At 71.4% G+C, this 23,521-nt stretch carries 22 protein-coding genes and 1 pseudogene; 10 read left to right on the top strand and 13 right to left on the bottom strand.

The features are described from left to right. Nucleotides 1-3 precede the first annotated feature (3 nt). Nucleotides 4-294: pseudogene (locus OVA30_RS21230) on the bottom strand (malonate transporter subunit MadM); the annotation flags it as partial. Nucleotides 295-647: 353 nt separating this feature from the next. Here OVA30_RS21230 and mdcA point away from each other — a divergent pair. From mdcA to OVA30_RS21265, 7 genes are read left to right on the top strand one after another with little or no spacing between them, the layout of a single operon-like run. After that, nucleotides 648-2,294, top strand: coding sequence for a malonate decarboxylase subunit alpha (gene mdcA, locus OVA30_RS21235; protein WP_268176761.1), 1,647 nt, complete (start codon nt 648-650; stop codon nt 2,292-2,294). A 7-nt stretch (nt 2,295-2,301) separates the two neighbouring features. Continuing rightward, nucleotides 2,302-2,610 (top strand): malonate decarboxylase acyl carrier protein, encoded by a 309-nt coding sequence (gene mdcC, locus OVA30_RS21240; protein ID WP_268176762.1) that lies wholly within the window; start codon nt 2,302-2,304, stop codon nt 2,608-2,610. Between the two features lie 2 nt (nt 2,611-2,612). Further along, the gene (locus OVA30_RS21245; protein WP_268176763.1) at nt 2,613-3,545 is read left to right on the top strand and encodes a biotin-independent malonate decarboxylase subunit beta; all 933 of its coding nucleotides are present in this window, start codon (nt 2,613-2,615) and stop codon (nt 3,543-3,545) included. Further along, nucleotides 3,532-4,248: a biotin-independent malonate decarboxylase subunit gamma gene (gene mdcE, locus OVA30_RS21250; protein WP_268176764.1), complete on the top strand. Its 717-nt coding sequence runs from the start codon at nt 3,532-3,534 to the stop codon at nt 4,246-4,248. Before OVA30_RS21245 ends, mdcE begins: the two co-directional genes overlap by 14 nt. Further along, nucleotides 4,241-4,900: a malonate decarboxylase holo-[acyl-carrier-protein] synthase gene (gene mdcG / locus OVA30_RS21255; protein WP_268176765.1), complete on the top strand. Its 660-nt coding sequence runs from the start codon at nt 4,241-4,243 to the stop codon at nt 4,898-4,900. Before mdcE ends, mdcG begins: the two co-directional genes overlap by 8 nt. Next, a complete protein-coding gene (mdcB, locus tag OVA30_RS21260) occupies nt 4,897-5,757 on the top strand; it encodes a triphosphoribosyl-dephospho-CoA synthase MdcB (protein WP_268176767.1) in 861 nt (286 codons plus the stop codon). The genes mdcG and mdcB overlap by 4 nt, the downstream gene beginning before the upstream one ends. Further along, nucleotides 5,754-6,677, top strand: a complete 924-nt coding sequence (locus tag OVA30_RS21265; protein WP_268176768.1) for an acyltransferase domain-containing protein — start codon at nt 5,754-5,756, stop codon at nt 6,675-6,677. Before mdcB ends, OVA30_RS21265 begins: the two co-directional genes overlap by 4 nt. Nucleotides 6,678-6,814: 137 nt before the next feature. Here OVA30_RS21265 and gspD read toward each other — a convergent pair whose 3' ends face one another. From gspD to gspG, 9 genes are all read right to left on the bottom strand, one after another. Then, entirely contained in the window at nt 6,815-9,205 is a 2,391-nt protein-coding gene (gene gspD / locus OVA30_RS21270; protein ID WP_268176770.1) for a type II secretion system secretin GspD, read from the bottom strand. A gap of 91 nt (nt 9,206-9,296) precedes the next feature. Further along, nucleotides 9,297-10,169, bottom strand: a complete 873-nt coding sequence (locus OVA30_RS21275; RefSeq protein WP_268176771.1) for a general secretion pathway protein GspK — start codon at nt 10,167-10,169, stop codon at nt 9,297-9,299. 14 nt (nt 10,170-10,183) lie between these two features. Then, complete coding sequence (locus tag OVA30_RS21280) at nt 10,184-10,795, bottom strand: prepilin-type N-terminal cleavage/methylation domain-containing protein (protein WP_268176773.1); 612 nt, start codon at nt 10,793-10,795, stop codon at nt 10,184-10,186. Further along, on the bottom strand, nt 10,788-11,183 hold the full coding sequence (locus OVA30_RS21285; protein ID WP_268176774.1) for a type II secretion system protein: 396 nt from the start codon (nt 11,181-11,183) through the stop codon (nt 10,788-10,790). The genes OVA30_RS21280 and OVA30_RS21285 overlap by 8 nt, the downstream gene beginning before the upstream one ends. Next, the gene (locus tag OVA30_RS21290) at nt 11,180-11,653 is read right to left on the bottom strand and encodes a pilus assembly FimT family protein (RefSeq protein ID WP_268176775.1); all 474 of its coding nucleotides are present in this window, start codon (nt 11,651-11,653) and stop codon (nt 11,180-11,182) included. Before OVA30_RS21290 ends, OVA30_RS21285 begins: the two co-directional genes overlap by 4 nt. Then, a complete protein-coding gene (locus OVA30_RS21295) occupies nt 11,650-12,294 on the bottom strand; it encodes an SCO family protein (protein WP_268176776.1) in 645 nt (214 codons plus the stop codon). Before OVA30_RS21295 ends, OVA30_RS21290 begins: the two co-directional genes overlap by 4 nt. A gap of 107 nt (nt 12,295-12,401) precedes the next feature. Further along, entirely contained in the window at nt 12,402-12,671 is a 270-nt protein-coding gene (locus tag OVA30_RS21300; RefSeq protein ID WP_268176777.1) for a hypothetical protein, read from the bottom strand. Nucleotides 12,672-12,896: 225 nt separating this feature from the next. Continuing rightward, the gene (locus OVA30_RS21305) at nt 12,897-16,769 is read right to left on the bottom strand and encodes an RICIN domain-containing protein (RefSeq protein ID WP_268176779.1); all 3,873 of its coding nucleotides are present in this window, start codon (nt 16,767-16,769) and stop codon (nt 12,897-12,899) included. Nucleotides 16,770-17,256: 487 nt separating this feature from the next. Further along, nucleotides 17,257-17,700, bottom strand: coding sequence for a type II secretion system major pseudopilin GspG (gspG, locus tag OVA30_RS21310; protein ID WP_076641577.1), 444 nt, complete (start codon nt 17,698-17,700; stop codon nt 17,257-17,259). A gap of 197 nt (nt 17,701-17,897) precedes the next feature. Between gspG and OVA30_RS21315 the strand changes: the two genes are divergently transcribed. Together OVA30_RS21315 and OVA30_RS21320 are read left to right on the top strand one after the other, a co-directional pair. Beyond that, nucleotides 17,898-18,794: a hypothetical protein gene (locus OVA30_RS21315; protein WP_268176780.1), complete on the top strand. Its 897-nt coding sequence runs from the start codon at nt 17,898-17,900 to the stop codon at nt 18,792-18,794. After that, on the top strand, nt 18,784-19,260 hold the full coding sequence (locus OVA30_RS21320) for a prepilin peptidase (protein ID WP_268176782.1): 477 nt from the start codon (nt 18,784-18,786) through the stop codon (nt 19,258-19,260). The genes OVA30_RS21315 and OVA30_RS21320 overlap by 11 nt, the downstream gene beginning before the upstream one ends. 31 nt (nt 19,261-19,291) lie before the next feature. Here OVA30_RS21320 and OVA30_RS21325 read toward each other — a convergent pair whose 3' ends face one another. Genes OVA30_RS21325 through OVA30_RS21335 form a run of 3 tightly spaced genes read right to left on the bottom strand, consistent with a single transcriptional unit; the run spans nt 19,292 to nt 22,238 of the window. Continuing rightward, nucleotides 19,292-19,537 carry a type II secretion system F family protein gene (locus OVA30_RS21325; RefSeq protein WP_268177520.1) on the bottom strand — a complete coding sequence of 82 codons (246 nt, stop codon included), beginning with the start codon at nt 19,535-19,537 and terminating at the stop codon, nt 19,292-19,294. After that, on the bottom strand, nt 19,525-20,505 hold the full coding sequence (locus tag OVA30_RS21330) for a type II secretion system F family protein (protein ID WP_268176784.1): 981 nt from the start codon (nt 20,503-20,505) through the stop codon (nt 19,525-19,527). The genes OVA30_RS21325 and OVA30_RS21330 overlap by 13 nt, the downstream gene beginning before the upstream one ends. Then, a complete protein-coding gene (locus OVA30_RS21335; RefSeq protein WP_268176786.1) occupies nt 20,505-22,238 on the bottom strand; it encodes a GspE/PulE family protein in 1,734 nt (577 codons plus the stop codon). Before OVA30_RS21335 ends, OVA30_RS21330 begins: the two co-directional genes overlap by 1 nt. A 191-nt stretch (nt 22,239-22,429) precedes the next feature. On the opposite strand from OVA30_RS21335, the gene OVA30_RS21340 reads away from it, so the two are divergent. Continuing rightward, complete coding sequence (locus OVA30_RS21340; protein ID WP_268176787.1) at nt 22,430-23,521, top strand: hypothetical protein; 1,092 nt, start codon at nt 22,430-22,432, stop codon at nt 23,519-23,521.

Genomic DNA, 23,521 nt, shown 5'->3' on the forward strand with positions numbered 1-23,521 from the left:
GCATCACCCCACCAAAGCCCGCACGATCAGGAACAGCAGCGACGGACCGACGAGGCAGCCGATCCCGGTGTGGAAAGTCGCGGTCAACGCGCCATAGGGCACGAGCTTCGGATCGGTGGCCGCGAGCCCGTCGGCAAGGCCGCTGACCGTCCCCATCAGCCCGCCATAGGCCATCGCCGAGCGCAGGTTGTCGAGGCCGATCAGGCGCGCGACAAGGAGTGTCCCCACCATCACCCTCACCGCCTTGGTGACACCCGTGGCGATCGAGAGCGCCATGACGGTCGAGGCGGCGCCGCGGAGGCGCGCCTCGATCACGTCCACCTCGAAGGCGGTGGCGACGATGGTGAAGTCCCGCAGCATCGCCCCGCCCCTCAGGATCGGGCGCCCTCCCCCCGCGAAACCGCCGACGGTTCGACCGGCTTCGATCCCCGTATCAGGCTTCTCGCGCTCCTACGGCATGCAGCGATCACCCGGCGGTTCCTTCCTGTATTCAGGGCTATGTTTTTGTTGCCCTACCGTATGCAATTTATTGACAAGGGCGCAAGCCGGAATACAAAGAACCGCATTGCGGCGGCTCTCAATATACGGTGACGGTCGGTGCACCGGCCGGCGTATGCGCAGCCAGGCCATCACAGGGAGCGGACCGGATGAGCGGTTGGGGTCGAGAACGGGCGGCCCGCGATGCGCGGATCGAGGCGGGTCGGGCCCATGCCGCGGGCAAGGTCGTGACGGCGGCCGACGTGGTCGCTCTCCTGGAGGCGATCCTTCAGCCCGGCGACCGGGTCTGTCTGGAGGGCGACAACCAGAAGCAGGCGGATTGCCTCGCGCGGGGCTTGAGCCAGTGCGACCCCGCCCGCGTGCACGACCTGCACATGGTCCAGTCGGGGATCGTGCTGCCCGAACATCTCGATATCTTCGAGCAGGGGATCGCGAAGCGCCTCGACTATTCCTATTCCGGGCCGCAGGGCGGGCGCATCGCCCGCATGCTCTATGGCGGGCAGATCGAGCTCGGGGCGGTGCACACCTATCTCGAGCTGTTCGCCCGCTACTTCGTCGATCTCACCCCGAACGTGGCACTGATCGCCGGCGTCTCGGCCGACCGGGACGGCAACCTCTATACCGGGCCGAACACCGAGGACACGCCGACCGTGGTGGAGGCGACCGCCTTCAAGAACGGTGTCGTGGTGGCGCAGGTCAACGAGATCGTCGATCGCGTGCCCCGCGTCGACATCCCCGGCGACCGGATCGACTTCGTGGTCGAGGCCGACAGGCCGTTCTACGTCGAGCCGCTCTTCACCCGTGATCCGGCGGCGATGACGGAAACGCAGATCCTGATGGCCATGATGGCGATCAAGGGGATCTACGCGGAGTACGGCATCCGTCGGCTCAACCACGGCATCGGCTTCGGCACGGCGGCGATCGAATTGCTGCTGCCGACCTATGCCGAGCGGCTCGGCCTGAAGGGTCAGATCGCCACCCACTGGGCGCTCAACCCGCATCCGACCCTGATCCCGGCGATCGAATCGGGCTGGGTGAAGCAGGTTCACTGCTTCGGCTCCGAAGTCGGCATGGACCGCTACATCCGCGAGCGCTCCGACATCTTCTTCACCGGCGCCGACGGTTCGCTGCGCTCGAACCGGGCCTTCTGCCAGACGGCCGGACTCTATGCCTGCGACCTGTTCATCGGCTCGACCCTGCAGATCGACCTCGCCGGTCATTCCTCGACGGTGACCCAGAACCGCGTGGCGGGCTTTGGTGGTGCGCCGAACATGGGCTCGGACCCGCACGGGCGGCGCCACCCCTCCGACACCTGGATGAAAGCGGGGCGCGAGGCGCAGGTCACCGGCGATCCCGCCCTGATGCGCGGGCGCAAGCTCGTGGTGCAGATCGTCGAGACCTTCGGCGAGGGGTTGGTGCCGGCCTTCGTCGAGCAACTCGACGCGCTCGAACTGGCACGTAAGATCGGCTTGGAGCTGGCTCCGGTGATGGTCTACGCCGACGACGTCACCCACATCGTCACCGAGGAAGGCATCGCCAACCTCCTGCTGTGCCGCACCGCCGACGAGCGCGAACAGGCCATCCGCGGGGTGGCCGGCTACACCGAAATCGGCCGCGGGCGCGACCGGGCCATGGTCGAGCGTCTGCGCCAGCGCGGCATCGTGCGCCGTCCGGAAGATCTCGGCATCGAACCCCTCGACGCCGACCGCTCCCTGCTCGCGGCGCGGTCGATCAAGGATCTCGTGCACTGGTCCGGCGGGCTCTACGAGCCGCCGGCGAAGTTCCGGAACTGGTGAGGCCGCGATGGAAAAGCTGAGCTTCCGACACACGACGCAGCGGGCCCTGGCCGGCGCGAAGGCCCAGGCCATCACCGGCGTCGTCGCCTCCGGCAACCTCGAAGTGCTGCTGGAACGCGCCCTGCCTGCGACCGAGTGCACCGTCGAGATCGAGACGCCGATCCGCGGCTACGGCGAGGTCTGGGCGGCGGTGGTCGCCGACTTCGTCGCCCGCGCCCAGCCCGGCGGCCTGCGCATCACGATCAATGACGGCGGCGCGCGCCCCGACACCGTGTCCCTGCGCCTGCTCCAGGGCGCCCGGCTGATGGAGGTCTGACGATGAGCGAACGGATCATCGACCCGGCCGCCAAGGGCTGGGCGACGAGCTGGTACGAGGCGAGCGCCCGCGCACGGCTCGACGGCCTGCTGGATGCGGGCAGTTTTCGTGAGGTCATCGGCCCCGAGCAGCGCCGGATGAGCCCGCACCTGCCGCTGTTCGACCTGCCGCGCGCCTTCGATGACGGCATGATCGTCGGCTCGGGCCGCCTCGACGGCAAACCCGTCCTCGTCGCCGCGCAGGAGGGCCGCTTCATGGGCGGCGCCTTCGGCGAAGTGCACGGCGCCAAGCTGGTCGGCCTGTTGCGCGCCGCCCTGGCGCTGAAGCCGGACGCCGTGCTGATCCTGTTCGATACGGGCGGCGTGCGCCTGCAGGAGGCCAATGCCGGCGAGACCGCGATCGCCGAGGTGATGCGCGCGATCGTGCAACTGCGCGCGGCCGGCGTACCGGTGATCGGGCTGATCGGCGGCCGGGCCGGTGCCTATGGCGGCGGCGGCCTCATCGCGGGCACGTGCTCGCGGCTTGTCGTCTCTGAGGGCGGGCGAATCTCGGTCTCGGGGCCGGAGGTGATCGAGACGAATAAGGGGGCGGAGGAATTCGATTCCCGCGACCGTGCTCTCGTCTGGCGCACCATGGGCGGCAAGCACCGCCGCCTCATCGGCGGCGCCGACGCCTATGCCGACGACACCGTCGCGGCCTTCCGCCAAGCGGCCCTGGACCAGATCGGGCGCGCCCCGGCCTTCGACCTCGCCACGCTGGAGGCGGAACAGGCGCGGTTGGAACAGCGCCTCACGCGCTTCGGCGATTGCCGCGACGGGACCGAGATCTGGGCGCGGCTCGGGGTGAACGATCCGGAGGCGGTGCCGGCTCTGACCACGGCCGCATTCGACGCCCTGCTCGCCAGCCTGGGAGAGACGACCCATGACGCTCGCTGAGATCCTGACCTCGCTGTTTCCCGAGGGTCATTCCGTGACCGTCGCGGAGGGGCTCGTGAACGGCGAGGGCCCGTTCCGCGGCGGCCGGCTGGCGGTGATCGGCATCGACGGCGACACGGCGCTCGGCGTCGACGGCGCCTGCCGGCTCGCTGGCCACGTCCTCGACGTGGTGCGCCGGGGCGGCGCCACGCCGATCCTTGTGGCAATCGATTCCGACAGCCAGCGCATGAGCCGGCGCGACGAATTGCTTGGCCTCAACGAGTACCTCGCTCACCTCGCCAAGACGCTGCTGCTCGCCGACGCGCAGGGTCACCCCACCGTCGGCCTGATCTACGGCCACTCGGCGGCGGGCGCCTTCATCGCCACGGCGCTCGCCACCCGCGTCCTCGTCGGCCTGCCGGGGGCGAACCCGAGCGTGATGGACCTGCCCTCCGTCGCGCGCGTGACGAAGCTGCCCCTCGACCGGCTGGAGGCGATGGCGAAGGACACGCCCGTCTTCGCGCCGGGCCTCGACAACATGGTGCGCACCGGCGCGGTGCAGGCGGTGCTCGATCCGGGCCAGCCGCTGGCGGAGCAGATCGCCGCCGTGATCGACGCGCTGCCGGCGGACGATACCCGCGACCGCGCCGGGCGCGAACGCGGCGGACGACCAGTGGCCGAGGCGATCGCCGCGCAGGTGGTGCGGGAGGCCGCTTTTGGCTGAGGCGCACCGGCGCCATGACCTCCTCGAGGTCGAGCCAGAGGCCTGGGCCGCTGCTGTGGCCGGGCGGCTGGATCTTGCAGGGGTGCCGCACGTCGCGGCGTGGGTGGATGACGGCCGGCCGGTCATTCTGCGCCGCTCGCATCCGGGAGAGGATGCGGGCCGCGTGCCGGTCGGCCTGCCCCTGCCGCCCCGCGACGGCAAGCGCCGCATCGGCCTCGCCCTCCCGCCGGACGCGGTCCGGCCACGCGCGCCCGTGCTCCTGTCCGAGGCACGCGCTGCATGCCCGCCTTCTTGGGCGGCGACGCTCGAAGCGCTGATCGCCCTCGGCGAGCGCCATGGCCTCGCGCCGCGTCCTTTCGGAAGCCTGCTCTGGCAAAGACTGACCGGCCTCCCCTACCTCTCCGAGCGGTCGGACCTCGATCTGCTCTGGCCGGTTCCCGGCGCGGTTCCCTCTCGACTCATGGAGGGCATCGCGGCGATCGAGGCGAGGGCGCCGATGCGCCTCGATGGTGAGATCCTGCTGTCCGACGGGGGCGGCGTGAACTGGCGCGAACTGCACGGCGCTGGCCCCGGCGGAACGGTGCTGGTCAAGCACCGTGACCGCCTCGCCCTCCGCGACGCCGCCGCCCTTCTCGCGGGAGATCCCGAATGAGCCCGCTCGCTGCGCTTCGAGCGCTTTCCCCCAGGGATGATCGGTGCCCGGCGGCGGACGCGATCGCGCGGTCCGCGGCGACGGCGTTGCGGCTCGAACTCGAAACCTACCCGAAGCCGGGCCTCGTCAGCCATGTCGATCGCGGCAGCCATGCCGACATGGATGCGGACACCTTCCGGGCGAGCACGGCGGCGATCACGCCCTTCTTCCGTGCCTTTGCACTCGCCGGTGCGGCGGGTGCGCCGATGCCGGCTCTGCGCCGCATCGGCCTTGAGGCGGAGGCGGCGATGCGGGCGGCGACCGGCGGCGTGAACACGCATCGCGGTGCGATTTTCGGGCTCGGCTTGCTCTGTGCCGCGGCCGGCGCCCTGAAGCGGCCGGGGGCCGGAGCGCTCGGCGCCCTCGTCCGCGACCGCTACGGTTCGGCGATCCTCGACGGACCGGTGCTGCTCCATGCGCCCGGCGCGCGGGCACGCCGCCAGCACGGCGTCGGCGGCGCGCCGGCCGAGGCCGCCGCCGGCTTTCCGAGCCTTTACCGGGTCGCCCTGCCGGCCCTGCGCCGCGGCCGGCAATGTAATCCGGGTGATGCGGAGGCTGCGCGGGTCGAAGCCTGCCTCGCCCTGATCGCGCATGTCGAGGATACGAACCTGCTGCATCGTGGCGGGCCTGAGGGCTTTGCCTTCGCGCGTGGCGAGGCCGCGCGGTTCCTCATTGAGGGCGGTGTGGCGCAGCCCCGATGGCGCGCCCGCGCCGAGGCGATGCATCGCGCGTTCGTCACCCGCAACCTCAGCCCCGGCGGCGCCGCCGACCTGCTCGCGATGACGCTGTTCGTGGAAAGCGTCGAGGCGTCCGCGTGACGCTCGCGGTGCTCCTCTCCGGCCAGGGCGGCCAGCATCCGGGGATGTTCGACCTCACCGCGGATTGGACCCCCGCCGCGCCGGTCTTCGCGGCGGCCGAACGCGTCCTCGGGCAAGACCCGCGGGCCTTCGTCCGCGCTCCGGGGGCGGACCTGCACGGCAACCGCACCGGGCAGATCCTCTGCTGTGTCGCCGCGCTGGCGGGCTGGACCCTTGTGCAGGCGGCGCACCCCGCCCGCACGATCGTTGCCGGCTACAGCATCGGCGATCTTGCCGCCTGGGGCTGCGCCGGCCGCTTCGACGCCGAGACGATCCTGCGCCTGGCCGCGATGCGCGCCGAGGCTATGGATGCGGCCGCCGGCGACGGCGCCGGCCTCGCCGGCATTCGCGGGTTGCCGATCGCGGCGATCGAGACCTTGGCGGCGGCGCGGGGCTGCGAACTCGCCATCCGCAACGCCAGCGACAGCGCCGTCATCGGCGGCCCGAGCCCGGCGCTCGAAACGCTCTGTGTCGAGGCGCTGGCGGCCGGTGCGCTGCGCGCCGTGGTTCTGCCGGTGCGCACCCCTTCGCATACGCCGCTGCTGCGCGAGGCCAGCCAGCGCTTCGAGGCGGCTCTCGCGGGAATGCAACCAATGCGGCCCCAACCGGGCGCTCCTCGGCTGATCAGCGGTCTGGACGGCGCGCCCGTCTTTGACGTCCGAGCGGGGCTCTCGAAGCTCGCGCGCCAGATCTCGCACACCATCGATTGGGCCGCCTGCCTGGACGCCTGCCGGGAATACGGCTGCGACACCGTGCTGGAACTCGGCCCCGGCCATGCCCTCGCGACCATGGCCCGCAATGCGATCCCCGAGGCGCGGGTCCATGCCCTCGACGAATTCCGCTCGGCCTCCGGCGTCACCGAATGGATCGGGGGACGATAAGAGCGATGTGAACTGCGGGCGCGTTCCGGCTTCCGCACGCGTGATCCTTCACCGGTCGGGGGCTCTGAGGCCGTAGGCCGGGCGGTTTTAAAGCGCGTGGTCGTCCAAAGCATGGGCGGGCCGAACTCCTGACCGTATCAGTCGATCATCCGGCGCAGCACGCCGTCCGGCCCGATCGGCATGGCGGCCATCGGCAGGGGCGCCGGCACCGGGCGGATCGGCATCATCGCGCGGAACTGCTGGCGGAAATCCTCGGCGATGCGGTCGGCCTCGACGGTGCCGCGGATCACCTTCGGCCGGATGAACACGATCAACTCCGTGCGCACGCGCCCGTCGATGCGGTTGCGGAAGGCGGGGCCGACGATCGGCAAATCGCCCAGCACGGGCACGCTCTCGTTGGTGATCTGTGCCTTCTCCTGCACCATGCCGCCGATGGCGAGGCTGTGGCCGTCATTCACCGCCACGCTGGTCGCGACCCGGCGCTGGCGGATGGTCGGCGAGTTGATCTCCGAGGTCGTCGTCTTCACGACGTCGCTGACCTCTTGGTTGATGTCGAGCACCACGAGGCCGTTCTTGTTCACCCGCGGCGTCACCGACAGGATCACGCCGGTATCCTTCATCTCGATCTGGTTGAGGATCGGCGCACCCGCCGCGAACGCGCTCTGGCCGCTCTGCCGCACGATCGGCACCTGATCGCCGACCTGGAGCTTGGCGGTGCGGTTATCGAGCACGGTGATGTTGGGCGAGGAGATGACGTTGACACGCGTCACGCCCTGCAGGGCGTTGAGCACGACGTTGAAGTCGGAGGCGTTGAGCAGGTAGTTGAAGCCCGGCACGCCCCGCACGGCGGCCTTGATCAGCGCGTCCGTGCCGCTCGTGCCCTGGGCGACGCTGCGGTTGGTGTCCGCCTGGGCCAGGTTGAAGCGCGAACCACTGTTCTTGAGGAACCACTGCACGCCGAACTGAAGCTCGTTGTTGAGCGTCACCTCCGCGATCACGGTCTCGAGCAGAACCTGCGTCGGCATTGCGTCGAGCCGGCCGAGGATGCGCAGAATCTTGTCGTACTGGTTGCGGGTGGCCGAGATCACGAGGCTGTTGTTGGCCTCGTCGGCGACGACGCCGATGGCATCGCGGCGGGCGCCGTAGGCCCCGCCATACCCCCCCGCCATGCCAGTCTCCGCACCGTACCCGTTTCCGTAGCCGCCACCATAGGCGGCCGGCGCGGCGCCGTAGGCTGCGGTCAGGCCCCCGGTTCCGTCCATGCCGCCCATAGGGGACATGCCCCCCGCGGATCCTGTGCCGGACATGGACCCGGTGCTTCCGTAGGCGCCCATGCCTCCGGCACCGCCCACCGCGGCGTCAGTCCCGTAGCCGGCGCCGTAAGGGGTACCCGCACCGGACTGTCCCGCCGAGCCGCCCAAGCCGCCATATCCCGAGCCGCCGAGGCCGCCATATCCGGCTGCGAGTCCGCCCGGCATCGCGCCCGCGCCCTGGGCGAAGCCGCCGCCGAGGCCGGCCTGCGCGGCGCCGGAGCCCGACGAGACGTTCACGGGGGCGCCGGTTTCCGCCGCGACCACACCCTGGAGCACCGCCGCGAGTTCCCGGGCCGAGCGATTCTGGATGCGGTAGACGAAGAGCTGTCGCTCGCGCTCGGCCGCGAGCACCTCCATCTGCTCCAGCATCACGCGGGCGCGGTCGAGATAGACGGCGCGCGAGCTCACCACGAGGATGGCGCTCAGCGCCTCGTTGGGAATGAAGCGGATCACGTCCCCGGTGCCGGCGGCCTCGCCCCCGAACATCTGCGTCATGTCGCGGGCGAGCGTGACGGGGCTGGCGCTGCGCACCGGCAGCATCGCCGTGGACATGCCGCGCATCCAATCGACGTCGAACATCTCGATGGTCTGGCGCAGGGCGCGGATCTGGGTCGCGTCGCCGTTGAGGATCAGCAGATTGCGCGCCCGGTCGGCCCGCAGCACCACGTCGCGGGGTGCGACCGACGTCAGGATCGCCTGCATCTCGACCGCTGAGACCCAGCGCAGGGGTACGGCGACGGCGCCGGCTTCCGCGGCCGGGCCGCGCACCGCGCGCACGGCGTTCGGGTCGGTGGCGGCGGGGGCGATCTGGGCGATGCGTCCGCGGCGGCGCAGCACGAGACCGCGGCTCGCGAGTGCCGCCTCGAACATCTGCAGCAGCGCCTCGCGGGTGACCGCACCGCCGGTCTGGAGCGTGACGGTGCCGGTGGCCTGCGGATCGAGGGTGTAGCCAAGGCCCAGCGTGTCGGCGAGCACCGCCTTTGCGGCATTCGGCAGCGGGGCCTCGACGAGGTTGAGGCTGACGAGGCCGCCTGGGAGCGCCTGCGCGGCGGGAGCCTCCCCGGCGATGAACCGGTCGTTCCCGCGAAGGATGAATCCACCCGAGGGCCGCGGGCTGTAGCCGGGCCCTGACAACGGCTCGGCGGCGAAGGCTGCGCCGGATGGGCCGAGAGCCAGCCCGAACGTCAGCGCGAGGACATGTGCACGAATCGCCATGCCTCCGCTCGACCTCGATGCCGCTGGTTGCTGGTGGCCGTGACGCTACCTACTTATGGTTAACGACCGATTGATATTTGATAAGTTTGGCTCAGGGCCGGATCAGCGCGGCGGAGAGCGGCCCGCAGGCGGGGTGGGCCACGCCGCCCACCAGATCCGGCCCGTCCGGCTGCCAGGACAGGACCGGTGTGCCGGTGCCGCTCGCGGAGATGATCGCGCTGCGCAGGGCGCGTCCCCGTCCGTCCGAGACGGCGGCGCGGATCTCGACATACTGGCCGGAGGACAGGGCCGCGTGCGGGCGCAGCCGGTCGCCGGCGACGCCCTCCGCCAGGGCGCGGACCGGCGCGAGGCCGGGGTCGAGACCGCCGTCGGGATTGTAGATGGTCAGGGCCCCGCGCAGGAGCGCCGCGCGCTCCGGCGTCATCGAGGGAAGACGTTCGATCTCGTCGATGCTGGTGAAGGATGCGTTGCGCGGACCGTGGCTGAGACCCCGCGCGGCGTATTGCGGGCGCTCCGCACCGCCACCGGGCTCCGGGTCGTCGTCCGCGTCGCGGTAATCCATCACCTCGGCCGCGAGCCGCAGAGCGTCGGCATCGCCGATGCCGAGCGCGCGGAAGGCTGCTTCGAGCAGCGGGCGCGGGGCGGCGTTGAGATCGATCAGGCCTGCTTGATCCTGAAGCGCCAGCACGAGGCGCCGCCCCTCAGGCAGGCCGCAGGCGATGGCGGCCCCATTGCGCGGCAGGCCGAGCCCCGGCATCCCGCGGGTCCGCTCCAGCACGATCCCCGTGGCCGCGAGCCGGGCGGCACCGTCGGCCAGACCCTGAAGGCGCAGGCCGCGGGTCTGGCTTTCGGCCACCGCCGTGCGGGTTCGGTGACGGTCGGTGGCGATGAGCGCGGCGGCGGACACGACGATCATCACCGCGAGCACCGCGGGCAGGACGAAGCCCTGCTCGCCCGATGCCACGGATCGGCGCGGCCTCACTGGCCGACGCCGAGCGGCACGAGCAGCGGCGACCAGCGCCGCCGGTCGCCGGGGGGGAAATCGAGGCCGATCTCGATCAGGGTCGGCGGCCGGTCGCGGCGAGCCCAGGCCGGCTGCCAGCGCGGCTGCGGATCGGTATGGTCGCTGCCGAAGTAGCGCAGGCGCAGGGCCGCCGCCCGGCTCACCAGCACTTCCGGCGGGCTGGCCCCGTCCTCGCCGAGGCTGCGGGCTTCCACGAGATCGATCGTGCCGTCGCCGCGGCGCACCGCCCACACCGTCTGCCGCACGGCGCCGCCCCGCTCGGCATCGCGGCTGGCCAGCACCATGCCGGAGAAGCGCTCCGGCTCGCCCCGGAACGGCGGGCGCCGCCCGTCGGTGCCGCGCCCCACGAGGCGGCTCAGGGAGGTGCGCAGGTGGTCGCGGACGATATCGAGGTCGGTCTCGGCCGCGAGCCGTCCGCCGAACCGCGACAGCAGGCCGGCCGTGCCGATCGCCTGCAGCAGCAGCAGGGCGACGAGCGACATCAGCGCGAGCGAGACCAGCATCTCGACCAGCGAGAAGCCGGCTTCGCCGGGCCCGGCCGCCGCGCCGGCACCGGCCTCAACCACCGAGGCCCGCCGCCAGGACGGTCTCGTAGACGATCGCGCCGCGCGGGCCGTCGCGGGTCAGGCGCAGATGCCAGACCGGGGGCACGTCGCGCCAGCCGAGAACGGGGGCGACGTCGGAGACGGTGAGCACCCACGGACTGCCGTCGGAGAAACGGCCGGTCTCTTGGCCGGCCCGAAGGCTGCCGAGGGCGAAGCGCAGCCAGACGATGCCCTGGGCCTCGTCGGAGGCGCGCAGGGCCGCCTCCACCCCGGAGCCCTGCCGCGTCAGCGACGCGGAGATCTGAAGCGCCGTGACGGTGCACAGGGCGACGATCGCGAAGGCGACCAGCATCTCGACGAGGGTGAAGCCGTCCTCGGCGCCCTCGTGGAGGGGACGGTGCGGCGTCATCGCGGCGCCTCTTCCTCGGTGACCCGCTCGGTGACCCGACCGGTGAGGCTGCTGACCGACAGGAGCCGCGCGCCGGCACGTCCGTCGAGGCGGATCGCGCCGCCGGTCGAGCCGCCATCGGCGAGGAAGCGGATCTCGCCCGGTCCGGCCCGGCTCGCCTCGCTCCGCAGCACGGTGACGGCGAGATCGGCGGCGGCAATCGGCGCCGCTCCGGGGCGACTGCTGACGAAGAGGGCGCGGGCGGGGTCGTAGGTCAGGCTCGCCGGGGCGCCGGTGCGGCGCGCCTGGGCCCGCAGGTGGGTCAGTTCGCCGGCAATGGCAGTCGCCGTGCCGTCGAGCCGCCGGCCGGGCAGCAGGTTGCCGAGCGCCGGCACCGCGAGGCTCGCCACGAGGCCGAGCACTGCCAGCACGACGAGCATTTCGACGAGGCTGAAGCCCGCTGTTCCGGGGCGGGCCGGCGCACCGGTCACCGTGCGGCCTCGGGGAGCCGCGCGAGCGGGGCGAGGCGCGCGGCCAGGGCCGTGGGCTCGATGTCCGCCGAGACCCGGTCGGCGATCAGGCCGTTCTCGTCCACCACAAGCACGGCGGCGGTGTGCGCGTAGGTGTAGCGGCCCTCAGGCAGAGCGGTGCGCTCGGCGACGACGCCGAAGATCGCCACCGCCTCGTCGATGGCTGCGCGCTCGCTCCCGAGGGCAACGATGCGCGGGTCGAAGCTCTGCATGTAGGAAGCGAGCGCGGCGGGGGTGTCGCGCTCCGGGTCGAGGGTGACGAAGTAGATCCGCAGATCCGGATCGGCGATCCCGCGCAGGGCCGTGCTCAACTGCGCTAGCGTCGTCGGGCAGATGTCGGGACAATGCGTGAAGCCGAAGAACACGCCATAGGGCTTGCCCGCCAGCATGTCCGAATCGACCGTGCGGCCGGCGGGATCGACCAGCCGGAAATGCCCGGCGAGAAGGCCGGCGCCCGCGGCGGCGGGACCGGGCCGGGCCGATGGTTCGGCCCGCAGGCCCGGCGCCGCGAGCGGCAGGAGGAGGAGCGCGAGCAGGGATGCGGTGCGTGCCCGGCTCGGACGGAGGCGGCGAACGGATCGGTGGCGCGGCGGGGGCGTCATCTTCGGTGCAATCCGGAATCGGCCGCGCCCGATTCGGGCGAGCGGCGTGAGGATAGGCGCAGCGGGTTTCCCCGACCTTGCGGGCGCAGGCGCATCCGTCCCTGGTCTCAGGGGCACTCGTCCTGCGTCCAGGCGTATTCGCCCTTCGCCTCCTTGGCGATCGCGGCGCAGGCGCTCTCGGGCACGTCGCCGGTGCAGGAGCGACCGCCGAGCCGGTCCGTCACGCGGCAAGCGCCCTTCGGCAGCGCCGGGGCGGGCTGATCCTGGCGCGTCGCAGTCCCGCCCTGGGGCGCGGCGACCTGGGCGGACACCGCGAGCGGCGCCAGCAGGGGAACGACGAGGAGAGCCGCCCCGGCGAGGCCCGTGGTTTTCGTCATGATGCGGTCTCCGCTTCTTCGAGACGTCGTTGCGCCGGAGGAAACCATTCACTCGGCGCAAAAGAACTATTCGGGATAGGGGTTTGGAGGCTTTCTCGATCGCAGTCCGATCGGGAAGGCCGCTCAAGCGCTTTCCGACGAAGTGGACGCCGGTTCGACGAAAGAAAGCGCGTCAAAACAAAGAGCTAGAGACGCCGGCCTGATGCAATCAGGTCGGATACGGCTCTAGCGGATCCGCACCACCTTCGCGACGCTCGGCACGCCGGCCTCGTCCATCGCGAACAGCATCCAGGTGCCCGGAAGCAGGATGCCGGGATCGTTGGGCAGCGTCAGGCGATAGGTTGTGCCGCTGCTGCCGGCCACGGCCAGCGGCACCCGGCGCTGGTCGGTGTTGGTGGAGTGGGTGACGCTGCTGAGCCGCACCAGCGAGAAGGTCGCCACGGCCCGGTCGGTGGTGACGCTGAGCGTGCCGCCTACGGGGGCGGAGGCCGGCGCCGCGGTGATGCCCGGCCGGTTCCCCGCCCGGCCCTGGGCGTCGAGCAGGTAGGGCGGGGTCAGGATCTCGAAGTTGAGATGGTCCGCACCGCCGCATCCGCCGCACAGCCCGCCGCCGCCGAACAGCACGCGCCCGTCGAGCAGCAGCATGCCGATGCTGTGATAGTTGCGCGGCACCGCCATCGGCGCCATCCGCCGGACCTTGCCGGTCTTCGGCGACCAGATCTCCGGCGTCATCACCGGCAGATTGTCGGTGAACTGCGCCGCCACGATCTGGCCGCCTGCCGTCACCACATCGCCATCGGGCAGGACGACGCTGTTCATGTAAGTGCGGGGGAACAGCAGCGGCGCCGCCTCGGTCACGGTGACGGGACCGTTGGGGCCGGCGCTGATGTCGATCGTGTAGGCGGTGTCGAGCGAGGGCACACCGGTATAGGCGGGCGCCCCGCCGGCCTTATAGATCTTGCCGACATCGTACATGTTGGCGGTGCCGTTGACCGCGAAGCGGTCGCTGCCGCGCCGGCCTACGGAGCGGACGTTGCCGTCGCCGTTGGTGTCGATCCAGTACATCTCGCTCGTCGGGCCGGCCTGGAACACCGAGCCGTTGGCGCCGGCAAACAGCCAATAGTGGTTGTCGCCGTAGAGGATCGAGACGCTCGGGTCGGCGGTCGCATTGCCCTTGACGTTACGCAGGACGCGCCAGCGGTTCGACGCCTGCGACCAGACCTCTCCATCCTTGCCGCCCTGCCCGCCGGACCACGAGCCGCCGAGGGTGAAGGAATCGCCGTTCGAGAGCGTGGCGTTGGCGTTGTAGCCGCGGGTGATGTTCATGTTCGCCGCGCGCGTCCACGTGTTCGCCTCGGGATCGTAGATCGTCGAGGCGCCCGCCGCGATGCCGCCGGTGATCAGGATGCGGCCGTCCGGCAGCACGTTCGTGCCGGGGCAGAACATGTTGTGGCCGGTGTTGCGGATGTAGGTGTCGACCGCCCGGTCGGTGGCCGGATCGTAGAGCGTCGTCCAGGTTCCGTCGGTGGCGCCGGTCTGGAAGGCGCTGCGCTGCTCGGCCGCCCAGAACAGGAGCTTGCCGTTGGGCAGCACCGCCCCGGAGACCGGGACGATGCCGATCTCGCGCGGCGCGGTCCAGGCGGACGGCGCACGCCCCTCCGGCCCGAGGATCGTCCAGCGCTGCGGGTCGGCGCCGTCGCAGTCCCACTGCACGATGGCGCTGCCGGAATTGCGGTTGTCGTTGGCACCCGTCGGGCTGATGCAGCGGTTCGAGTGGTTGGCGACAACCTCCGTCCACTTCTCCAGCTTGCGCAGGCGGAACAGGGCGTTGGCCGCGCCCGAGCAGCCCTGCTGCACCAGCCGGGCGCCGTTGCCCATGCTGCCGTTCTCGACGGCGAGGCATTGGCCGGTGGTGCCGCTGCGGATCTGGTAGCCGCCCGCGGCCGGCACGAAGGTCCAGTTCTGGCTCGGCAGGTCGCGGCAGATCTGCTGGGTGACGCCGCCCGCGGAATCGATGCAGTTGCCGGAGCGCCGGTTGATCAGCACCAAGGTGCCGCTCGGCGCGCTCTCGCCGGGCGTGGGGCCGGCCGTGCCGGCGCCCTCGCCGCCGGCATTGCCGCCGCCGGTGCCGCCTCCGGTGTCGGCTCCGCCGCCCGTGCCGCTGCTGGTGCAGCGCAGGGTGTAGACCACGTTGCGGCCCGGAGCCCCGGAATCGCCCCAGGCATCCTGGCGACCGCCGGCGGCGCAATCGCCCGATGTCTGGAGCGCCCGCTCACCGACGGTGTCGCTGTAGTAGACGAGCGGCGTGCCGCCGCGTGACTTGTCCGGGTTGGCCCAGACCCGCATGCCGACGGCCCAGCGCGCGCCCGCCGGCACGCCGAGGGGCTGCGAGGGAACGTTCATTCCGGCCGGCATCGTGTTCCAGTTGTAGGACAGGACCGGCATCTCGGTGCCGACCGAGCCGTCCGCGTTGCGGGTGAACAGAAACAGATCCTTGGCGTACCAGCCGTCGATCAGCGTCGGCGTCAGTGTGACCGACAGGCTCGTGCCGGCGGTCGGGCCAGTCGGCTCGGTGCCGGTCGTGCCCGTCGTGCAGGTGACGGCGTAGACGATGTTCTGGCCGGGGCTGCCGGCGTCGCCCCATTGGTCGCGCCGGCTCCCCATCCGGCAATCGCCCGCGGTCTGGAGCGCGCGCTGGCCCGGCGTGTCGCCGTAATAGAGAACTGGTGTGCCGCTGCGTGACTTGTCGCCGTTGCCCCAGACACGCAGGCCGAAGCTCCAACTCGTCGCCTCGGCCGGAAGGGTGAGCGGCTGCGAGGGCGTGTTCAGCCCCGCCGTCGCGACCCCGAAATTGTAGCTCACGAGGTTCGTCTGCGAGACGATCGCGCCCCTGGCGTCGCGGGCGAACAGGAACAGCTCCTTGGCGTACCAGCCATTGGCGGCCGTCAGCGTGATCGAAACCTTCGTGGCCGCGGCAGCCGGAGGCGTGGTGCCGCCCGGCCCGGTGCCACCGCCCGTTCCGGTCCCGCCGCCCGTCCCGCCGGTGCCGTTTCCACCCGCGGTGCCTCCGCCCGCCCCCGTCTCACCGCCGGTATCCGTGCCGCCGCCCGTTCCGCCACCGGTCCCGGTGCCGCTCGTGTCGGGTCCGGTCGCCGCCGTGCAGGCCAGCGTGTACAGGACGTTGCGGCCTGCATTGCCCGCGTCGCCCCACGCATCCTGCCGCCGGCCGCCGGTGGCGCAATCGCCCGTGCTCTGAAGCGCCCGCTGGCCCGGCGTGTCGCTGTAGTACAGGATCGGCGTGCCGCGGCGCGACTTGTCGGCGTTGGCCCAGACTCGCATGCCCACGCCCCAGCTCGAGCCGGCCGGCACCGAGACCGGCGGCGAAGGCGTGTTGAGGCCGGCGGTGGTGAAGCCGGAATTGTACGAGGCGACCGTCGTCTGGCGGGTGATCGCCCCGCTGCCGTCGCGGACGAACAGGAAGATCTCCTTGGCGTACCAGCCGTTGATCTCGGTCGGCGTCAGCGTCACCGTGGTGCCGGCCACCGGAGCCGGACCGGCCGGCGATGCGACGGCGGAGAAGGCTTGGTTGGCGCCGCCCCAGCAATCCCACTGGATCAGCTTCGCGCCCGGATCGCGGGAGACGGCGAAGACGTCGAGGCATTTGCCGGAAAAGGCGGCCACGAGGCGCGTGCCGTCGCTCTGCGGTTGGGCCGACCACGTCTGCTGCGTCGCCGTCTGGCAGCGGATCTGCCAGACCGCGCTGCCGTTGTCCCGCCGTGCCTGCGAATCCAGGCAGAGGCCAGTCGCCTGATTGACGAGGTTGAACCCGTTGCCGGAAGGCTGGGCCCGCCAGGTCTGTTCGGGGGCGCCGCTACAGGGCTGCTGCTCGATCTGGACGGTCTCGGCCGGGTTCGCGCCGGGGACGGCCAGGCACATCCCCGAATGGGAGACCCGGATCGCGCCCGAACCGGTGCGGGTGCCGAAGTCGATCTCCGCGGATGCGGGGGCCGACAGCAGCATCAGCGCGAGCGGGGCGAGCAGCCACCCACCGCGCAAGCTGCGCGCTACCCCGGTCTGGATTGTCTTGATCGGCCGCATATCCAGTCCTTGACGAGGATCGAATCGCCTTTCGAATGCATGCCTCGGGGAACGACGCCGCTGGTCTCAGCGAATGCCGTCATTCCATCTCGGAACTGTCGATGGCCGGGCGGGTTTGTCACGGTCTCGATTAAATTTCCACTAAATCTGGTTGCTTAAGTAGGCAATGCGGTGTGGGTAGACTGTCTATCGATTGTTAGACCGGTTTTAATTAAATTGCATTCACTTTGACAATTGAACTAAGAGAGTAAACGCCCTGAAGCATCGCGCTGTCGCGTCTGAAAGTCTGCGTTCCGGGGCGTGCTTGGAACACGCCGCCATGACGACGCCGAGCAGGCCCGTGGCGCATCGGCCTTCCGGAAGACGGGGGATCGCCCGTGGGAACACCGTCCGACGGCTCCGACGGACGGATCACGTCTTGCGTGGCATGAGCGGCTCTTCCGGACGGAGCAGACCATGCCGATGCGATCCCCTGGCGGCGGAGGGGTCAGTTGCTCGTGACGTCGGCCGCGTCGTCGCTTCCGCCGGGCTTGGTGTCGCTGCCCAGCGAGTAGACCTCGTACGGCTTCCCGCCGGCGCCGGGCGCGCGGTAGAGATAGGGCTGACCCCACGGATCGTTCAGGCCGCGGCTGTCGCGGACATAAGGGCCGCGCCAAGCCGGTCCGGTCGGCTGGACCAGAGCCTGAAGGCCCTGCTGGCTCGTCGGATAGGTGCCGAGGTCGAGATAGTAGAGTTCGACCGCCTGCGCGATGTTCTTCACTTGGATCCGCGCCGTCTCGCCCTTGGCACGGCCGAGATAGCCGAGCACCTGCGGCGTGACCATGGTCGCGATCATGCCGATGATGGCCAGGACGACGAGAAGTTCGACCAGCGAAAATCCGGCCTCGCCCGAACGGGCATGCGCGCGATCCCGCTTTGCCTTGACCACCATCGTCGCCGTCCGACCACCGTTGAGAAGTGGCATCGAGGATGGTGGCCGAAGCCTAATGAACCCCTGCGGGCGCTGCCGCGACGAGTGCGCCCTGAGCGGGTATCCACCTGAATTTTTGATCTTTGTTATTTTCTTCCTGGCATCGTCAGCCGGGGAAGAGGCGGCGGGCGGAGCCCGCGACGGCCACGGAGACGCCCATGCTTCGGTGTGCCGCAATCACGGCTTCCCGGCGCGCAACGCCGCTCGTCGTGGCCGCACTTGCGGTCGGTCTGGCGACCCCCGCCCTGGCGTCGGCAGGCCCAGATGCCGTCCTGAGCGTTCCGCTGCCGCCACCGCTTCCACCGGTCCGCGTGCTCACCCTTCTCGTCGGCCTGCATCTTCTCGGGCTGTGCTTCGGGCTCGGCGGGGCGACGATGCTCGATTTCTGGATCATCCGTTGGATGCGCTGGGGCGGCTTGCCGGTGGAGATCGCGCGCACCTTTCTGTTCGTCAGTAAGGTCGTGTCGGTCGGGCTCGGGCTGCTCTGGCTGTCCGGTCTCGGCTTTCTGGCGGTCTATGCCGTCGAAGCGCCCGAGAAGCTCGCCAATCCGAAGATTGCGGCCAAGCTCACGGTCGTCGCGGTGCTGACCCTCAACGGATGGCTGATCCACGCCCTCGTCCTGCCGGGCGTGCTGCGCGACGTGAGCCGGCCGATGTTCGAGGGCGTTTCGCGCGGTCGTACCGGCATCTTCCTGATCTCGGGGGCCGTCTCCGGCGTCTCGTGGTACGCCGCCTTCGCGCTCGGCATCCTGCGCGAGCTGAACGGCCGCGTCGCCGCTGGCCTGCTTCTGGCGCTGTGGTTCACGGCGGTCGTCGCGGCCGCGCTTGCGGCCTACGCCTTCTGGCAGTTCCTGTGCCGCCAGCGTGCCCGCGACGCAGCGCTTCCACTGTACCCGGTCGTCGACCTGCGCCCGCGCGACCATGACGCCGCGCTCGCTGTCCCGCCCCATCCGATGCGGGCGATTCCGCTGGGGCTGAGCTGCGCCCCGGCGAGCCGCATGGCGGGCTTCCCGGCGTGGCGATGGCCGAGACGGGCGAACGACCGTGCCGCCTGACCTGACCGATCTCGTCCTCGCGCTGCTGCCGCTGCCGCTCACCCTCGCGGCGGCCACGATCGATCTGCGCCGTCGCATCATTCCCGACCAAGTGAACCTCACCCTGCTCGTCCTCGGTGTGGGAGCAAGCGCGCTGCGCGGTCCGGCGCTGCCGCAGATCGGTGCGAGCCTCGCCTCTTCCGCCGCCGCGTTCCTGCTGGCGTGGAGCCTGCGGGCGGCCTATGCGCGGCTGCGCGGCCGGACCGGGCTCGGCCTGGGCGACGTGAAGTTCATGGGTGCCGCCGCCGCCTGGACCGGGCTCGCCGGCGTGCCGCTGATGATCCTCGTCGCCAGCCTGAGCGCGCTTGCCGCATTCGGGGTCGCCGTTTTGGCCGGGCGGCGGCTGGACGGGGCGTCCCGTCTGCCGTTCGCCCCCTTCCTGGCCCTCGGGCTGCACGTCGCGCTCCTGGCCGGACACGTCGCCTGATCCCGCGTCGTTGCAAGCCGGCCGCGACGGATCACTGCGCCAGTTGGCCGACGCTCATGATCGCGCCCATCACCGAGATGATCAGGCCGCCGATCAAGCCGCCGATGGTCACGGTCACCAGCGGCGTGAGTAGGGCGAGCAGGCGGTCGATGCGCTGGCGCGTCTGCGTCTCGTGCATCTCAGCGGCATGGAGCAGCACCGGGCCGAGGCGGTTCACCTGCTCGCCGCTGGCGATGAGGTTGAGGGTCGAGGGCGCGTGCGGCTTCAGGCTCGACAGACCGGCCGCGAGGCTCCCCCCTCGGTGAGCCGGCGGCCCGCCTCTTCGAGGGCCGCGCGAAACACCCGGTTGCCGGCGAGCGGTCGCGTGGCGGCCACCGCATCCGGGATCGGCACCTCGGCGCAGAGAAGCGTGCCGAGCACCCGGCAGATGCGGCCGAGCTCGATCCCGGTCACGATCTCCCGCACCAGCGGCAGGCGCAACGCCAGTCGCCCGCGTGCGGCGGCGAAGCCCGGTTCGCGCCAGGATCGGACCAGGCCGAGGACGATCACGGCCACCCCGCCGAGGAGCCAGGGCCAGAACGCGCCGACCCAATCGCCGAGAGCGGCAGCAACGCGGATCGTCAGCGGCGGGGCGCGACCGCTGCCCTCGAACAGCGGCGCCAGCGCCGGCACCAGCACGACGACGATCATCACCAGCGTGCCGACCGCCATCAGCACCAGCAGCGCCGGGTAGATCATGGCCGAGGTGAGGTGGCGGCGCACCGCGTCGCGGCGCTCGATCGAGCCGGTCAGCGAACCGAGCACCGCGACGAGCGTGCCGGTCGCCTCCCCGGCCCGGACGATATCGACCATGTCCGGGGGGAAGGCCTGCGGGTGGGCCGCCATCGCCCGCGACAGGGAGGCGCCGGCCACGACCCGCTCCAGGATGTCGGCGAGCACCGGCTTGAGCGCGGCGGAAGCCTGCCGCTCGACCAGACGCAACGCGCGGTCCACCGTCAGCCCGGCGCCGACCAACGTGCCGAATTCCCGCAGGAAGGCGAGCCGCGCCGCATCGTTGACCCGGTCGCGCCCGAACAGGTCGCGGCTCCAGAACGGCGCCGCGCCGCTCGCGGCGGGCTCAATGGCGAAGACCTGGAGCCCGTCGGCCCGCAACTGCGCCACCGCCCGCTGGCGGCTCTCGGCCTCGATCCGGCCCGAGCGGGCGCGCCCGTCCGCGGCGTAGGCCTGGTAGGCGTAGCGCGGCATCAGACCTGCCCCTCCAGCACGCGGCCGATCTCGTCGAGGGTGGTATCCCCGGCGATCACCCGTGCCCGGCCGGTCTCGACCAGGCTCACCATCCCGGCGGCGCGGGCCCTGGCGGCGATGGCTTGCTCGCCCGCGCCGTCGGCGATGAGGCTGCGCAGATCCGCGTCGAGCGGCATGATCTCGGACACCACCATCCGCCCGCGATAGCCGGTGCCGTTGCAGGCGGCGCAACCGCAGGCCCGCTTGAGGCGCAGCGGCGTGCCCGGAGCCACGCCGAGGCGCAGGCGCTCCCGGTCGTCAGCGGGCTCCGGCACGGCGCAGGCGGCGCAGAGCCGGCGCACGAGGCGCTGGGCGACCACGCCGTTGAGGGTCGCGGCGATGAGATAGGGCTCGACGCCCATATCCATCAGCCGCGTCACCGTGGCGGGGGCGGAGTTGGTGTGCAGGGTCGAGACGACGAGGTGGCCGGTGAGCGAGGCCTGCACCGCGATGCGCGCGGTCTCGGCGTCGCGGATCTCGCCGACCATGACCACGTCCGGGTCCTGGCGCAGGATCGAGCGCAGGGCGGCGGCGAAGTCGAGGCCGATGCCGGGATGGGCCTGCACTTGGTTGACGCCCGCCATCCGGTACTCGACCGGGTCCTCGACGGTGACGACCTTGAGATGCGGCCCGCTGATGCGCCGCAAAGCGGCGTAGAGCGTCGTCGTCTTGCCCGAGCCGGTCGGGCCGGTGACGAGGACGAGACCGTTGGGCCGGTTCGTCATCGCCTCGACCCGGGCGATGGCCGGCGCATCGAAGCCGAGCGAGGCGAAATCCTCGATCCGGCGCGAGCCGTCGAGAACGCGCAGCACCACGCTCTCGCCGTGGGCGGTCGGCAGCGTCGAGACGCGGATATCGACCTCCTGGCCGCGGTCGGGCGCGCGCATGCGCCCGTCCTGCGGCAGGCGGCGCTCGGCGATGTTGAGCCCGGCCAGGATCTTGATGCGGGTGGTGAGGGCGAGTTGCACCGATTTCGCCAGCCGCTCGGCCTCGACCAGAACGCCGTCGACGCGGTAGCGGACCCGCATATCCGCCTCTTCCGCCTCCAAGTGGATGTCGGAGGCGGAGAGTTCGAAGGCCTTGCGCACGAGGCGCGCGGCAAGCCGCACGATCGGCGCTTGGCTCGCGACGTCGGCGAGCCGGGCGAGATCGTCGTCGCCCGCCCCGGCCTCGTCGTCGGAGGCGGCGTCGCCGTAGACGGCCCGGTGCGCCCGCTCGAAGCTGCCGGGGCCGACGAGGCGGCATTCGATGGACCGGTCGGTCAGGTGTTCGAGTGCTGCCGGGATTTCGGGGTCGAAGGCATCGACCACGGCGACGACGAGGCGGCCGGGCGCCTCGGCGACGGGCAACACGCGTGCGCGGGCGCAGTAATCGGCGCCGACCAGCTCCGGCAGGACGGGCGTGGCGGGCCAGTCCTCTTCCCTCAGGATGGCAAGACCGGTCGCGTCCGAGAGAGCGGCGACGAGGGCCGCCTCATGGATGAGGCCGAGTTCGGTGAGCAGCACCGGCAGCGGCCGACGGCCGGGCCGATCGAGAGCGGCCAGCGCGCGCTCACGGCCGGCGGCGTCGAGAACCTCCGACGCGGCGAGCGTTTCGACGAAGGCCTCCGCGGCGCCGCACCCGTGCCGGTCTCGTCCGCGTCGGTCCTGCAGGATCCGCCGCGGACGGCTCTTCGATCCCCAGACGCTCAACATTGTCCGGCCTCCAAGGCAGGTCTTTCGTAATCGCCCTGTCGGCGCAGGCGGGCTGCTCCAATCCACGGCGCCGGGACCGCACCGCGTAACCAGTCGTCGGCGTCGCGGGCCGGCGCATTAAGCTGACATAAACGCCGCCACGCTTAACAACTCCTCTCCGGCGACCGCGCCGTTCAGGGAGCGCTGCCCCCGTGAGTGCCACCGAAACCGCCGCGTCCGGGCGCGCGCTTTCCTCGCTCCGAGCAAGCGCTCGGGCGGCCCTGCGCGACGGTCTCGATACGGCAGCCCATTGGCTCGGCCTGAGTGACACGCGGCGCGACCGCGCTCCTGCTGTCTTGACGATCCGCCTCGGGGCGCCCGCGGAAACCGGGCTGATCCTGATCGACCGCCGTGCCGGGGAGGCCCGCTCCCACCGGCTCGATCCGGCGGCCGACGACTTCGGTGAACGGCTGGCGGCGATCCGCGGCGGACAGGCCGGCGTGAGGGCCAAGATCCTCGTCGATCCGGCCTATTGTTTCGTGCGCACCCTGAACCTTCCGAGCGCCGTGCTGCCGCGGATGCGCGCGGTGCTGGCGCAGGAATTGGAGGCGGCGACACCGTTCCGGGCGGAGACCGTGCACAGCGATTGGTACGTCGAGGGCGAGGATGCGCAGGCGCGCACGATCCGCGTGCGCCACGTCGTGCTCAAGCGGACGCGGCTCGATCCGCTCCTCGCCGCCCTCGCGCAGGCCGGCATCGCCGCTGGTCCGGTGACGGTTGGTAGGGACGAGGCGCGAAGCCTGCCGCTCGATCTTCTCACCGGGGGACACCGGGCCCTCCAGGGTTTCACGGGCGGCGGACGTGGAGGCGACCTCGCGCTGATCGCCGGCGCGCTCCTGCTCCTGCTCGGTGCCTTCTGCGGCTTCCGCAGGCATCAAGAGGCAACGCTCGCCGCCCTGGACGCCGCCTTCGCCGAGGCGCGGCGGGCGTCCGGTTCGGCGGTCCAGGCGCCCCTCCGGGCGGGGGCCGCCGCGATCCTGGCCGGACGCGCGCCGCCGGTCGCCGAGACCTGGGATGCGGTGGCGCATGCCCTGCCCGACACAATCGCGGCGACGTCGCTGCGCCTCGACGCGGAGGGCGCCTACCTCACCCTGACGGCCCCGGACGAGGCCACTCCGCTCGCCGCGCTGGCGCATCTGCCGGGCTTCGCGGCCCCGACCTTGCGCTTGTCCCAACTCGATGCGGATGGACGGTTGCGGCTCCTCATCGAGCTGCCCCGCGCCGGCCGAGGAGCCCGGCCGTGA

It is taken from the genome of Methylorubrum sp. SL192 (genome assembly GCF_026672325.1).
In the GTDB taxonomy this organism is placed as follows: domain Bacteria; phylum Pseudomonadota; class Alphaproteobacteria; order Rhizobiales; family Beijerinckiaceae; genus Methylobacterium; species Methylobacterium extorquens.

Coding starts and splice junctions, on each gene's coding strand:
- gspG (WP_076641577.1), bottom strand. CDS start 17,700: ATGGTGGTCAAGGCAAAGCGGGATCGCGCGCATGCCCGTTCGGGCGAG.
- OVA30_RS21335 (WP_268176786.1), bottom strand. CDS start 22,238: ATGTTGAGCGTCTGGGGATCGAAGAGCCGTCCGCGGCGGATCCTGCAG.
- gspD (WP_268176770.1), bottom strand. CDS start 9,205: ATGGCGATTCGTGCACATGTCCTCGCGCTGACGTTCGGGCTGGCTCTC.
- mdcA (WP_268176761.1), top strand. CDS start 648: ATGAGCGGTTGGGGTCGAGAACGGGCGGCCCGCGATGCGCGGATCGAG.
- OVA30_RS21285 (WP_268176774.1), bottom strand. CDS start 11,183: ATGACGCCGCACCGTCCCCTCCACGAGGGCGCCGAGGACGGCTTCACC.
- mdcE (WP_268176764.1), top strand. CDS start 3,532: ATGACGCTCGCTGAGATCCTGACCTCGCTGTTTCCCGAGGGTCATTCC.
- mdcB (WP_268176767.1), top strand. CDS start 4,897: ATGAGCCCGCTCGCTGCGCTTCGAGCGCTTTCCCCCAGGGATGATCGG.
- OVA30_RS21295 (WP_268176776.1), bottom strand. CDS start 12,294: ATGACGCCCCCGCCGCGCCACCGATCCGTTCGCCGCCTCCGTCCGAGC.
- OVA30_RS21315 (WP_268176780.1), top strand. CDS start 17,898: ATGCTTCGGTGTGCCGCAATCACGGCTTCCCGGCGCGCAACGCCGCTC.
- OVA30_RS21330 (WP_268176784.1), bottom strand. CDS start 20,505: ATGCCGCGCTACGCCTACCAGGCCTACGCCGCGGACGGGCGCGCCCGC.
- OVA30_RS21245 (WP_268176763.1), top strand. CDS start 2,613: ATGAGCGAACGGATCATCGACCCGGCCGCCAAGGGCTGGGCGACGAGC.
- OVA30_RS21305 (WP_268176779.1), bottom strand. CDS start 16,769: ATGCGGCCGATCAAGACAATCCAGACCGGGGTAGCGCGCAGCTTGCGC.
- mdcC (WP_268176762.1), top strand. CDS start 2,302: ATGGAAAAGCTGAGCTTCCGACACACGACGCAGCGGGCCCTGGCCGGC.
- OVA30_RS21300 (WP_268176777.1), bottom strand. CDS start 12,671: ATGACGAAAACCACGGGCCTCGCCGGGGCGGCTCTCCTCGTCGTTCCC.